11 protein-coding genes are annotated in these 12,104 nt (G+C 65.7%); 4 read left to right on the forward strand and 7 right to left on the reverse strand.

Going from position 1 to position 12,104, the window contains the following annotated elements; genetic code table 11:
* Positions 1 to 386: 386 nt before the first annotated feature.
* A complete protein-coding gene (locus tag WG899_RS10525; RefSeq protein ID WP_339595593.1) occupies positions 387 to 2,834 on the reverse strand; it encodes an FtsX-like permease family protein in 2,448 nt (815 codons plus the stop codon).
* The gene (locus WG899_RS10530; RefSeq protein ID WP_339595594.1) at positions 2,831 to 3,517 is read right to left on the reverse strand and encodes an ABC transporter ATP-binding protein; all 687 of its coding nucleotides are present in this window, start codon (positions 3,515 to 3,517) and stop codon (positions 2,831 to 2,833) included. Before WG899_RS10530 ends, WG899_RS10525 begins: the two co-directional genes overlap by 4 nt.
* 141 nt (positions 3,518 to 3,658) lie before the next feature.
* On the opposite strand from WG899_RS10530, the gene WG899_RS10535 reads away from it, so the two are divergent.
* Positions 3,659 to 4,264: a response regulator gene (locus WG899_RS10535; protein WP_339595595.1), complete on the forward strand. Its 606-nt coding sequence runs from the start codon at positions 3,659 to 3,661 to the stop codon at positions 4,262 to 4,264.
* Entirely contained in the window at positions 4,254 to 5,441 is a 1,188-nt protein-coding gene (locus tag WG899_RS10540) for a sensor histidine kinase (protein WP_339595596.1), read from the forward strand. Before WG899_RS10535 ends, WG899_RS10540 begins: the two co-directional genes overlap by 11 nt.
* Before the next feature lies 1 nt (position 5,442).
* On the opposite strand, the gene WG899_RS10545 is transcribed toward WG899_RS10540, so the two are convergent.
* Entirely contained in the window at positions 5,443 to 6,339 is an 897-nt protein-coding gene (locus tag WG899_RS10545; protein WP_339595597.1) for a DMT family transporter, read from the reverse strand.
* 100 nt (positions 6,340 to 6,439) lie between these two features.
* Between WG899_RS10545 and WG899_RS10550 the strand changes: the two genes are divergently transcribed.
* Positions 6,440 to 7,240 carry a hypothetical protein gene (locus WG899_RS10550; protein WP_339595598.1) on the forward strand — a complete coding sequence of 267 codons (801 nt, stop codon included), beginning with the start codon at positions 6,440 to 6,442 and terminating at the stop codon, positions 7,238 to 7,240.
* 219 nt (positions 7,241 to 7,459) lie between these two features.
* Here WG899_RS10550 and WG899_RS10555 read toward each other — a convergent pair whose 3' ends face one another.
* From WG899_RS10555 to WG899_RS10570, 4 genes are all read right to left on the reverse strand, one after another.
* Entirely contained in the window at positions 7,460 to 7,741 is a 282-nt protein-coding gene (locus tag WG899_RS10555) for an HU family DNA-binding protein (RefSeq protein WP_339595599.1), read from the reverse strand.
* Between the two features lie 196 nt (positions 7,742 to 7,937).
* Complete coding sequence (locus tag WG899_RS10560) at positions 7,938 to 8,741, reverse strand: LytR/AlgR family response regulator transcription factor (protein ID WP_339595600.1); 804 nt, start codon at positions 8,739 to 8,741, stop codon at positions 7,938 to 7,940.
* On the reverse strand, positions 8,738 to 9,856 hold the full coding sequence (locus WG899_RS10565) for a sensor histidine kinase (protein ID WP_339595601.1): 1,119 nt from the start codon (positions 9,854 to 9,856) through the stop codon (positions 8,738 to 8,740). The genes WG899_RS10560 and WG899_RS10565 overlap by 4 nt, the downstream gene beginning before the upstream one ends.
* Positions 9,857 to 9,955: 99 nt before the next feature.
* Entirely contained in the window at positions 9,956 to 11,200 is a 1,245-nt protein-coding gene (locus WG899_RS10570) for a CaiB/BaiF CoA transferase family protein (RefSeq protein ID WP_339595602.1), read from the reverse strand.
* 250 nt (positions 11,201 to 11,450) lie between these two features.
* Here WG899_RS10570 and WG899_RS10575 point away from each other — a divergent pair, with 250 nt between their 5' ends.
* A complete protein-coding gene (locus WG899_RS10575) occupies positions 11,451 to 12,098 on the forward strand; it encodes a DUF7010 family protein (protein WP_339595603.1) in 648 nt (215 codons plus the stop codon).
* Positions 12,099 to 12,104 lie beyond the last annotated feature (6 nt).

The raw sequence follows: 12,104 nt of genomic DNA on the forward strand, positions 1-12,104 counted from the left end.
GGACATCCGACTTGGAGCGACTGCTTGCCGGTCTTAGCGAAAGAGCAAAGGCTGTGGTTGAGCAGGCCGACTGGGCACTCTGCCCCGCTCCTGTCCCCCGCCCCGGGCTTGCGCCCGTGTCTCCTCCTTTACCTCGCGGTTCAGAGCGCCCAGCCGTCCTGCTCCCGCAGGATGGGTCGTTGCGTAAGGAAAATCGCCGAGGGCGTCGGGGGTACGGTGAAGCGAAGTAAAGGGGGAGGGTCTGGCGCAGCCAGAGCCGGAGGACATGAGCGGAATTGTGCCCCCGATGGCCTCGGCAAGAGGAGCACTAAAGTCCGCAAAGTGCCAACTCCAGCCCTATGCAAATTGATCAAGCTGCATTCAGAGAAAGCCGCCCCAAACAGTCCTCAGCGCAGCGCCTCAATCGGTTGCAGCGCAAGGGCCAGGCGCAGATGGCGCAACGCCGCAAGACCGGTGATAAGCAGGGTTAGGGCCGCGGCCGCCAACAAGGGCAGCACCAGTCCCGAACCCAGGCCAATGCGGTCCACAAAGCCGTTCAGATAGTCTTGCCCCAACAAGGCCGCCAGGGGCAGGCCGATCAGACCTGCCACGGCCAGCGGCATGGCGAACTCGGAGGCTACTTCGCGCGCAATGGCCGCGTGACTGGCACCGTGCAGGCGGTGCAAGACCAGTTCGGTGCGGCGACGGCGCAGGGTATCGGCCACCAAGGCATAGGCGCCCAACATGGCCACGCCCACCGCCACCAAGGCCACCGCAGCCAACAGCCAGCTGAGCAATTTTTCCAGGTGATAGACGCGGGCGCGTTGTTCGTCGGCGGTCCAAACCAGATGAGCCAGCGGCGGGCCATGGCTGGTCCATACCGATTCCAGGGCCTGACGCAGGGCGACCGGGTCGGGCCCGTAGACGGTCAGGTCCCATTGCGGCTCATCGCTGAGCATGAAGCCTTGTGGACGGGCCGCCTCGCGAGCCGATTCCTGCTTGATGTCATTCACCACTGCGACCACACGGCGCTGCTCCTGACCTTCCTTGGCCAAGTCGCCGCCGCCGCGCAGCACGGCACCGATGGCGGCCTGCGGTGAGGCGAAGCCGAGCATGCGCGCAGCTTTGGCGTCGATCACCAATCGTCCGTCGCCGGAGCCGCTCTTCGGGTCGCCGGCCAGCACCTTGATGCCATAGGTGTCAAAGAAGCTCGGCGAAGATACCGTCATGCGCAGCATCTGCCTTTCGCCCTTGGGGCCGACATGCAATTCGCTGGGGCCGTCGGTGTCCATGGCGGGCCGGGCCGTACTGAAGGCGAAGTGCTGAATCGCCGGATGCTGGCGTAGGCCCTCAGCGAACGCGTCCATCTTGGGCACGAAATCACGCTCGACCATAGCACTGAGGATCAGCCGGTTCTGCGTCTCGATGCCGCGGTCGGCATTCACCATATAGCGGTGCTGCAGGCTCAGCACGCCGGTCAAGGCCAGCAGGAGCAGGGCACCGCACAGTTGCAGCGTCAGCAGACCCTGGCGGATGCGTCGCCCCCAGGGGCCTTCGCTGGCCGTGCGGCCTTGCAGAGCGGGCGCCGGGACCTGACGCAAGGCCATGCCGGCGGGCAGGGCCAGAATCAAGGGCAGCAGCACCAGCACTGCCAAGCCCATGCCTTGCAGCACCGGCAGGGGCAGCGCTTCGACGATCGGCCGCTCGGCGCTCAGGCCCAGCCAATCGGCCACCGCCGGGGCCAGCCACCAGACCAGCAGCGCCGCGCCGGCCGCGCTGATCAACAGGCCCAGCAGCGTTTCCAGACTCCAGAGCTTGAGCAAGTCAAAGCCGGTAGCGCCGAGGCTGCGGCGCAGCGCGGTTTCGCGTCGGCGCTGCAGCAGCTGCGCAGTTTGCAGATTCATGCTGTTGATGGTGGCCAGTACGAACAGCAGGGCGCTGGCCGCGGCCAGTGCGGTCAACAGATCCCAAATCATTGGCTGGCCCTGTAGCGGCAACTCGGCCAGCGGCAGGGCGCGGAACTCGGCCGCTTTCTTGTTCGGACTCTTGTCTTTCCACTCCGGGGGGATCTTGGCGTAGAGCGGGTGGGCCTGAAAGGCCTGCTCCAACAGCGGCCCCAACTGCTCAGCGCTGGCGCCGGGGCGCAGCCGAGCGTAGACCTGGGCATTGCCTTGGTGAATGCTCTCCACCGCCTCAGGGCTGTCGATGATGCCGCCGCGGAAGTCGCTGCCCACCAGTTCGAAGCTGGCCATGGCCTCGTGCGCGGCGTTCAGGCTGCTGCGCGAGTCGATGGCCGGAATCACCGCCGTCACCTGATACGCCTTGCCGCGGCACTCGACCGTGCGACCCAGGGCCTCGGCCAGAGGCAGCTCGCCCCAGAGCTTGTGCACCAGCTTGGGTGTCAGCGCAATCGCGTCCCGGCGGCGCAGCGTGGCCTGCAGATCGCCGTGCAGCGCTTTGATACCCATCAGCGCCGCCAAGTCGGGGTCGGCGGCCAGCACGCGCACCACTTCCAAACGGTTTTGCCCATCGGCATTCAGCTGCAGCGTGAAACCTTCGCTGCTGCTGCGGCTGATCAGCTCCAGCGGCAGGCCGCGGCTTTTCAGCAGTGGCACAAGGCCGGCAGGCGAGGCCATTTGCCAGCGCGCTTCTTCGCCGGGCTGATGGGTCATGAAGTCCAGCATCACCACCCGCTCGGGCTCGGGCACACCAGGGTCGATGGCCGCGCGCGAGAGCGCCAAGACCGCCACCAGGGCGCAGGCCGCCATGGCCAGCGTCATGCCGCCGCAAGACACCCAGGTGGCCGAGGCGCGCTGGCGCAGGCCGGACCAGGCTTCCATCAGCAGGCGGCTCATGCGTACTGCTCCGCGTGGGCGTCGACCAGCACCCGGCCATCCAGCAAGCGCACGGTGCGCGAGGCCAGGGCCGCATGCTCGGGGCTGTGGGTCACCATCACCAGCGTCGTGCCCTCCTCGTTCAGCTCACGAAGCAGGCGCATGACCTCCTGGCCATGCGCGCTGTCGAGATTGCCGGTCGGCTCGTCGGCCAAGAGCAACGCTGGCCGGGCGGCGATGGCGCGGGCGATCGCCACGCGCTGCTGCTGGCCGCCGCTGAGCTGGCTGGGGCGGTGCTCGGCGCGGTGACTCAGACCCAGACGATGCAGCACCTCGTCAACGCGCTCGCCTTGGGCTGCGGCAGGCATGGGGCCGTAACGCAGAGCCAGCTGGATGTTGTCGCGCACGCTCAGGTCGTCGACCAAATTGAAGCTCTGGAACACAAAGCCGATGCGGCCGCGCCGGATGGCCGCCAGTTCGCGCGCGTTCTTGGTGCTCACGTCTTCACCCTCGAGGCGATAGACGCCGCTGCTGGGCCGGTCCAGCAGACCCAACAGGCCCAAGAGCGTGGACTTGCCGCAGCCCGAGGGGCCGGTGATGGCCACGTATTCGCCCGCTTCAATGCGCAGGTCGATGGCGTTCAGTGCGGTGGTTTCGACGTCACCGGCGCGGTGGTGTTTGCTCAGTTGGCTCAGTTCGATCATGTGGAGTCCTGAAATGGGGCGGCAAAAAAGAGGGGTGCAGGCTTCGCAGCATCGGTGCACGGCGCGCCGTGGCCAAGCCCCGTGTCCGTTTCCGAACACCGGTCTGGCGCGCGCGTGCGTCAAGCTGCGAAACTGCGTGCCGTGAACGAAGACGACCTGAATCCGCGCCACACCATCCTGCTGCTCGATGACGACCCCGGCGTCGGCTTGGCAGCCCAGTTGCTGCTGCAACGCCGGGTGGCCCCGATCACCTGCCTGCGGCGGCCGGCCGAGTTGATGGCGGCGCTCGACAAGCTGCAGCCCAGTCTGCTGTTGTTGGACCTGAATTTCGGGCCCGGTCGCACCGAGGGCGAGCAGGGCTTGAAGTTGCTGGCCGAAGTGCAGGCGCGCCCGCGGTCGCCGGTGGTGGTGGTGATGACGGCCTATGCCGATATCGAGCTGGCCGTGCAGGCGCTGCGGCGCGGCGCGTTCGACTTCATCACCAAGCCTTGGGACAACCCGCGCCTGATCGCCACCTGCCGCGAGGCCTTGCAACGCTTTGAGCAAGGCGAGCCTCACCGGACCGTGACGACGCCGGTTGATGCCAAGCCGACAGCCTCCGAGGCTGATCGTTCGCTGGCAGCGCAGGAGAGGGCCGCTTTGCTTGCGGCCATGGCCGCAGCCGAGGGGAATTTGAGCGCGGCAGCGCGCAGCCTGGGCCTGTCGCGGGCGGCCCTGTACCGCCGATTGGACAAGCATGGGCTTTGAGCATCTGCGGCTCCTGCTGCTTGCCCTGTTGTGGTTGGCGGCGGGCGCCTTGGCGCGCGGCGCCGGTGCTGAGCCGCGTGACTGGGTCGGCATCGGCTTGTTGTTTGGCGCCGGCCTGTGGCTGGCGTGGCCGATGGCGCAGGCCTGGCGACAGCTGCGAACTCGGGTGCGCTCCATGCCCATCGAACCGGCGCCGCCGCCCGACACCCAGCGTCTCAGCCTCTTGCAGGCCCAGCTGGAACATTTACCGGTGGCTGCCTGGGTGTTGAACAGCCAGGGACGCTTGCAGGCCTTGAGCAACCGTGCGCGTCGCTTGGCGGCGCCCGGCGGCGTCCGCGATGCGGCCGCCTTGCAGCAGTTGTTGCGAGGCGCCGAGCGCAGTGGCCCGCAGTTGCTGGACACCGAGCGTGGCAGCGAGCGCTGGCAGCTGCAGCTGCAAACGCTGTCGCTCGACGGTGAGGCTCAGACGCTGCTGGTCTTGGTGCCTTTGGAAAACGAGCTGGAAGGCGAGTCCTTGCTGGCCTGGCAACAGTTGGTGCAGATCTTGACGCACGAGATCATGAACTCGCTGACGCCGATCAAGAGCCTGAGTCAGACGGCGCAGATGTTGCTGGACGAGCCGTCCTTGGTCGAAGCCGATCTGCGCAGCGCCTTGGACGGCATCGCGCAGCGCGCCGAGGGCCTGTCCACATTTGTCGCGACCTACCGGCGCGTCAGCCAGTGGCCGGCGCCGGTTCTGGCCCCCGTGGATTTAGATGCGCTGTTTCAACGTCTTCGCTTGGCGGTGGCGCCGGCCTGGGAGCGCGGTGGCGGTCAGTTGGTTTTTGAAGTCAGCGAACCGGGTTTACGCTTGATGGCCGATGAGGGGCAGCTGGAGCAGGCGCTGCTGGCCCTGATCCACAACGCTGAACAAGCCTGCGCCGAGCTGCCCGAGCCGCGCCTGTGGTTGCTGGCGCGCCAGGGCCGCGGTGGACGCTTGCAGATCAGCGTGCGCGACAACGGTCCCGGTGTGCCGCCCGGCCTGGAGCGCAAGATCTTTCTTCCCTTCTTCAGTGCCCGTGAAGGCGGCCAGGGCATTGGCCTGACGGTGGTGCGACAACTGGTCCACGGCATGGGCGGGCGGGTGCGCCATGTGCGGCCGCTGGAGGGCGGGGCGGCCTTTGTGCTGAGTTTCTGACTCAGCGCCGCGCCAGCCAGACCCCGAACACCGCCAATGCCATGCCCAGCAGAGCCAAGCCACTCAGGGTCTCATTGAACAGGGCCCAGGCGAACACCGCGGTGGTGGGCGGCACCAGGTAGAACAGGCTGGCGACATGCACCGCGCTGCCGCGCCGGATCAGCATATTCAACAGGTTCACCGCACCGAGCGAGAGCACCAGCACCAGCCAGCCGAGCGCGAATATGAAGTTGCCCGACCAGTGCACCTGCATTGATTCGCAGAGGTAGGCCAGCAAGCCTGTCAGTAGCAGGCTGGGTAAAAACTGGATCACCGAGCCGCTGCGCAGGTCAAAGGCCGGGCAAAAGCGCTTCTGGTACAGCGTGCCGGCGGTGATGCCCAGCAACGCAATCACCGCCGGGGCCAACAGGCCCAACAAGGCGGCGCCGCTGACGCCAGCCGCCACCTTGTGGGCCACCACCAGGCTGACACCGGCAAAGCCCAGCAACAAGCCCAACCATTGCGAGGGCTTGACCCTTTCGCCCAGCCATGCGCCGGCCCCCAAGGCCGTCAACACCGGCTGCAGGCCCACCACCAGTGCGGTGACGCCGGCCGGCAGGCCTTGCCGAATGGCGATGAAAACACCGCCCAGATAGACCGCGTGGATCAGCAAGCCAGAGACGCCGATATGCCAACACTCGCGCGCCGTGCGCGGCCAGGGTGCCCGTGTCAACAAGGCGATCGCGCCCATCAAAACCAACACGATCGCGTAACGCAGGCTCAAAAAAGTCAGCGGCTCGGCATCGGGCAGGCCAAGCTTGGCGCCAATGAAGCCGGTGCTCCAGAGACCGACAAACAGCAGCGGGTAGCTTTGGCTGAAGAGGGTGGAGGCCTGGGATTGCGGTTGGATGTCGGGCATGCCGAAGTATGGCTTGTGGCGGCGCGGGTCGAGTAGAGTGCTTGGGACAGAGGCATCGGCCTCTACCGTCTACCCAAGCCCCCGACTTCGAACAGACTCAATGAACCGCTTGCTCACCGAACTTCAGCGCCTTTATGTTCCGCATCTTGCTGCCGAACCCTCAGCTGGGCCGAGCCGGTGCGAGTTGCTGGACGAGCAGGGGCACCTGCGTGGCTTTGTGTTGGAGTTGCATGGGCCGGCCGACTGGTCCGATCTGGCGCCCTTGTGGCGCGGCGTGCAAAGCGAGCTGGGCCTGCCCGCGCCGGCGATTGCGGTCTCGGGAACGGATGCGCTCCAGCTCTGGTTTTCTATGGCCGAGGCCATCACGCCGAGTGTGGCGCTGGCCTTTTTAGAAGGGTTGCGGTGCCGATTTCTGCCGCATCTGGCGACGGCGCGTTGGCGTCAATTGCTGTCCACCGTGGCCTGGCCTGCACGTGAGTTGCCGTCGGGGCAGCAATGGTCGGCCTTTGTGGCGCCCGACCTGGCGCCGGTGTTCGGGTCGGAGCCCTGGCTGGATACGCCCCCAAATCCCGACGGCCAGGCCGATTTGTTGGCTCGTTTGTCGCCAATGAAGGCGGCGGACTTTCAGGCCGCGCTGGCCCAGCTGAATGGGGCCGTTGCCAGCGCGACGTCGGTGAGCCAGCCGGTGGTGCCTGTGCAATCCGCCTTGGTTGTGGCAAGCGCAATCGATGACCTTGCCGGCCTTGCCGCAAATGCCAGCGCCGCGCCTGCGGGAGGCACGCTGCGCGACCCCGGCGAGTTCCTGCTGCAGGTCATGAACAACGAGTCGATCGAGATGAGCTTGCGCATCGAGGCCGCCAAGGCCTTGCTGCCTTGGTTCAAGGGCCCAGCTCGACGCTGAGGCTGTGATTGAAACCGGCGGCTTCGTCGGTTTTCATAGGCGTGAGGGAAGACTGTGTTTTTCTGGCGTTCGATCTGGTGGTGATCCGGCCGCCGATGACGCTTGGCATCAGCACCTCATTCAAAGACTGCTTCCTGCGAGTCCCGGCTTCAAGGTCATTGGCGAAAAAAAAGGCGCACGTCACGAGGACGGCGCCTTTTGCTCTCCCACTTGGGAGAATTACTTCTTGGCGTTGACCGCGTCTTTCAGCGCCTTGCCGGCGGTGAACTTGGGCACGGTGGCGGCTGCGATTTCCAGCGCTTCGCCGGTGGCGGGGTTCTTGCCGGTGCGGGCTGCGCGCTCGCCGACCTTGAAGGTGCCGAAGCCAACCAGGGCCACCGAGTCGCCAGCGACCAGGGCTTCGGTGATCGAGCTCAGGGCAGCATCCAGTGCGGCCGTAGCGACTGCACGGGTGGAGCCACTCTTGGTGGCGATGCTTTCGATCAATTCACTTTTGTTCATCAGATATCCAGTGGGTGCACAACAAAAAAATCCCGTGACGGGGGCGCGATTATCTGCTGATCGGCGCTGCAGCACCAAAAACGGCGGAAATGGGCGGTTTCAGCATCTCAAAAGCCGCGGCCTTGAAGGCGAGCAGGCCGGTTTTAGGGGGTGAATCAAGCGCCCGTCAAACGGAGTGCATCGGCTATGAGTGGACTCAGTCCAGCGCGGCCCTGAATCCGCGCGACACCCGCAAGCTGATGCCCGAGCGCATGCGCAGTTCGGCTTCGCCACGCGGCAGCTTGGCAATGGACTGGATGTGCAAGGGGTTGACCGCATGGGAGCGGTGCACGCGCAGGAAGCCGAGACCTTTCACGTTGGCGTGGGCCAGGAAGTCGGACAGCGTGCAGCGGTCCAGATGGCTGACCGGCGGTGCGTGCAATTCGATGTAGTTGTCTGCCGCGGCCACCCATTCGACCTCGGCCAGTGGCAGCTTGAAGAGGCCACCGCCGGCACTCGAGCGTTGCGGCACCAGCCAATGCCCCGGCACCGGCTGAATCTGCTGCAGGGCGCTGAGCAAGGCGAAGCGTGGCGGCGCCTCGGCTACACCAGCGGCAGTTGCGTTGTCGGCCGCGGTGGCCTGCTTTAGCAAACGCCTTCGCTCTTGTATCTTTTGCACGCAGGCCGTCAGCCGTTCTGGCGTGTAGGGCTTGAGCAGGTAGTCGACCGCATTGAGTTCAAAGGCCTGTACGGCATGGGCATCAAAGGCGGTGCAAAAGGCGCAGAGCATGCCTTCGGGCAGGGTCAGGGCTAACTCCAGGCCGCTGCGGCCAGGCATCTGGATGTCCAACAGGGCCGCATCGGGGCGCAAAGATTCGGCCAAGGCCTGGGCCTCGTCGGCATCACCGGCTTCGCCGATCAGACGAACGTCGGGCATGGCACTGAGTAGGCGGCGCAGCTTGGCGCGCGCCGGCGGCTCGTCGTCAACGATCAAGAGGGTGAGCGGCGGCAAGTCCTTCAAGGCGGCAGCTCCTTTTCGGCGGGCAACTGCAGGCTCAAAAGCGTGCCGCCTTCAGGGCCGGCGCTGAGCGAGACCTGGGCCCCTTGGCCGTAAAGGCTGCGCAGGCGTTCACGGGTATTGCTCATGCCCACGGCGCCCTCGCGACTGTCACGCTGTGGCGCCGTGCCGCTGTTGTGCACGTGCAGATGCAGCAGTCCATCGGCTACCTCGGCGCGTAGGCTGATGCGCACCGGCCCGCTGGTTTGCGCCACATCGTGGGTGATGGCGTTCTCCACCGGGGCAATCAGGAGCAGGCTGGGCAGCAGGCAGGACAGGGCCTCTTCACTCAGCTTGATGCTGACGCTGAGCCGTTCACCGAAGCGGGCCTGCATGATGGCCAGATAGGGGCGCACCAGTTCGAGCTCCTGCGCCAGCGTGTGGCGGCCGCTTTGCTGGGCCGTTAGCGCCTGGCGCAACAGGGCCGCCAGGTCGCAAAGAATACGGTCCGCCTGGGCCACATCCTCATACATCACCGAAGAGATCAGGTTCAGGGTGTTGAACAGGAAGTGCGGCTGGATCTGCTCGGCCAGTCGGCTCAGCCGCGCCTCGGCCAGCTCGGCCTGCAGGCGCAACAGGTCTTGCTCGCGTTGGCGGTTGGCCTCGTGCATTTGCAAGGCGTGACACAGGCCGACGATGAAGGCATAGCCGACCAAGTCCTTGCCGGCCTCGTAGGCCAGGATTTCGGCCGGGCTCCCGGGCTCATAGCTGACGCCGCTCCAGGCATAGACGAGCAGGCGCAGCCCGAACATGCCACTCACATGCAGCAAGGTGTAGAGCAGGGCGCCAGCCAGATGCAGGCCCAGGCGGGGCGGCCAAGCCGGGAGGCTCAGGCTGAAGCGATGCAGCCGATAGATCAGCGGCGCCAACAAGGCCGTACACAGCGTGGAGCTGAGCTCCCACAAAAAAGGCTCCCAGCCATGCTGGCCTCCTCGCGCCAAGTAGTGCTGCAATTCCGACAGGCTTTGCAGCAGGCCGATAGCCAGCATGGCGGCAGCAAAACCCCAGGCGAAGCGGCGCTGGGCGGTAGAGGCCATAGCGGCGGCAGCGGTGTCAGGCGCGGTGGCAGGCGTGGACATGGCGCTACGGTATCAGCTTGCCAAGCGTATCAGCGGCTGGCGCTGCGCCAGTCGCCCCAGATGAAGCTCTACTCACCCCAAAGCCTCGGAGCACTGGGCTTAAGTGGCCTCAGTCTCGGCTTCTGCGCCGACCACGCCCTCGGCCACCAGGGCTGCGATCGATGCGTCGCCGTAGCCCAAGGACTGCAGTAGCTCGCGGCTGTGCTGACCAAGGCGTGGTGGGTCGCGGCGTAGTCCGAGGCGGGCGCCGTCCAGGCTCAGCGGTAGCAGGGGCACCAGGGTCTCGCGGCCATCGGGCAGGGTCATCGGCGCCAGGCCGCCGGTGGCGAGCAGGTGCGGGTCTTGCATCAGCTGCTCGGGCTTGGTGATGGGCGCAAACGGCAGGCCGGCGGCTTCGAAGACGGCGGCGATATCGCTTGCCGACCGCTCCTTCAAGCGCTGGCGCAATTCGGGCAACATCCATTCGCGCGCCTGCACCCGCAGATTGTTGCTGGCCAGGCGGGCGTCGGCTTGGAGATCACTCAGGGCGAAGGCCTGGCAGAACACCGCCCATTGCGTGTCGCTGACCACGGCCAAAAAGATCTGCTCGCCGCCGGCCACGCTGAACACGTCGTAAATGCCCCAAGGAGAGATGCGCTCGGGCATCGGTGCGGCGGCCTTGCCGGTGACGGCGAACTGCATCATGTGCTGCGCCACCAGAAAGATATTGTTCTCGAACAGGGACGCCTGCACCTGCTGGCCGCGCCCGCTGCTGTGGCGTTGCTGTAGCGCCGCCAGCACGCCGATGGCGCCGAACATGCCGCCCATGATGTCGTTGACGCTGCTGCCGGCGCGCAGCGGGTCGCCCGGGCGGCCGGTCATATAGGCCAGGCCGCCCATCATCTGCACGACCTCGTCGAGCGCTGTGCGGTGCTCATAAGGCCCGGGCAAAAAACCTTTGTGCGAGACGTAAATCAAGCGCTCGTTCAGCCCGCTCAGGGCCTCATAGCCCAGGCCCAGCTTGTCCATGCTGCCGGCCTTGAAGTTCTCGCTGAAGACATCGGCGCTGGCCACCAACTTGAGCACGATCTCCAGCCCGCGCGGGTCCTTCACATTCAAGCTCAGGCTCAGCTTGTTGCGGTTGAACAAGGGGTAAAAGCCGGCGCCCGAGCCGAGCAGCTGGCGGGTGTTGTCGCCACTTAGGGGTTCAACCTTGATGACCTCGGCGCCCAGGTCGGCCAGCACCATGCCGCAGGTCGGGCCCATCACCATATGGGTGAACTCAATCACCCGCAGGCCGGTCAGCGGCAGGGCGGCGTTCGAGGCGGTGGGCTGGTTATTGGTGTCGGCAGGCTTGGAACTCATCGTGATCGATGTTGGCGCAGTTGGGCTCGGGCTAGCGGCCCGAACTGTGGATGAAGAATGCCTTGTGAGTATCTCGCAGAGCCGTTTCAGCCCGTTTCTGATGGCTTGACTTGCATCGGCCACGGCGTCGATTCGTCGCGCTGGCTGTCGAAACATCGCAAACGGGGCGGCGCTGGCGGAGTCAAAGGTCAAAGTTCGGCCCAACAGAGCACGTCGCCCTGAGTTGAGAGAAGAAAAGGAGTCGATCCCGATGAACACCGATCATGAACTCGCAGTCGCCCCCCGCAGCCTCGAGGCGCAGCGCGAGGAGTTTTCTCGCCGGCGTGGCCTGGCCATGCCGCTGGCTGGCACCTTGGCCTGGGCGGGCATTGGCCTGGTGGGCTGGCTGGGCACACCGTATCAGGCGGTGATGGCGCTGTACCTCGGCACCGGCGTCATCTTTTACCTGGGCGCGTTCTTGTCGCGCTGGACCGGTGAGAACTTCTTTGCCCGCAACAGGCCTAAGAACGAGTTTGATCGGCTCTTTATCTCAGCCGTGCTGATGTGCCTGCTGATCTTTACCATTGCCCTGCCTTGGGCGACGCAAGACTACCAATCCTTGCCGCTGAGCTTTGGGGTGCTGGCTGGGCTGATGTGGCTGCCCTACAGCTGGATCATTCAGCACTGGGTCGGGGTCTTCCATGCCGTGGCTCGCAGCGTGCTGGTGCTGGGCGCTTGGTATGCCTTTCCGGCGCAGCGCTTTGTCTTGATTCCGGCGCTGATCGTGGCGGTGTATGGGGTCACGATCTGGGTGATGGAGCGGCGCTGGCGCCTGGCTCAGCGGCAAGCTCGCGGTGAGTCCACGGTCGGGCAGGCTGTGGAGCAAGCAGGCCTGGCCTCGGTTCTGGCGCGCTCTTGAAGATGA

Source organism: Paucibacter hankyongi, assembly GCF_037482915.1.
Lineage (GTDB): Bacteria > Pseudomonadota > Gammaproteobacteria > Burkholderiales > Burkholderiaceae_C > Paucibacter_A > Paucibacter_A hankyongi.

Bases quoted from the DNA above. Each gene is read 5' to 3' on its own strand.
- WG899_RS10525 (WP_339595593.1), bottom strand. From the start codon at position 2,834: ATGAGCCGCCTGCTGATGGAAGCCTGGTCCGGCCTGCGCCAGCGCGCC.
- WG899_RS10530 (WP_339595594.1), bottom strand. From the start codon at position 3,517: ATGATCGAACTGAGCCAACTGAGCAAACACCACCGCGCCGGTGACGTC.
- WG899_RS10540 (WP_339595596.1), top strand. From the start codon at position 4,254: ATGGGCTTTGAGCATCTGCGGCTCCTGCTGCTTGCCCTGTTGTGGTTG.
- WG899_RS10545 (WP_339595597.1), bottom strand. From the start codon at position 6,339: ATGCCCGACATCCAACCGCAATCCCAGGCCTCCACCCTCTTCAGCCAA.
- WG899_RS10550 (WP_339595598.1), top strand. From the start codon at position 6,440: ATGAACCGCTTGCTCACCGAACTTCAGCGCCTTTATGTTCCGCATCTT.
- WG899_RS10555 (WP_339595599.1), bottom strand. From the start codon at position 7,741: ATGAACAAAAGTGAATTGATCGAAAGCATCGCCACCAAGAGTGGCTCC.
- WG899_RS10565 (WP_339595601.1), bottom strand. From the start codon at position 9,856: ATGTCCACGCCTGCCACCGCGCCTGACACCGCTGCCGCCGCTATGGCC.
- WG899_RS10570 (WP_339595602.1), bottom strand. From the start codon at position 11,200: ATGAGTTCCAAGCCTGCCGACACCAATAACCAGCCCACCGCCTCGAAC.
- WG899_RS10575 (WP_339595603.1), top strand. From the start codon at position 11,451: ATGAACACCGATCATGAACTCGCAGTCGCCCCCCGCAGCCTCGAGGCG.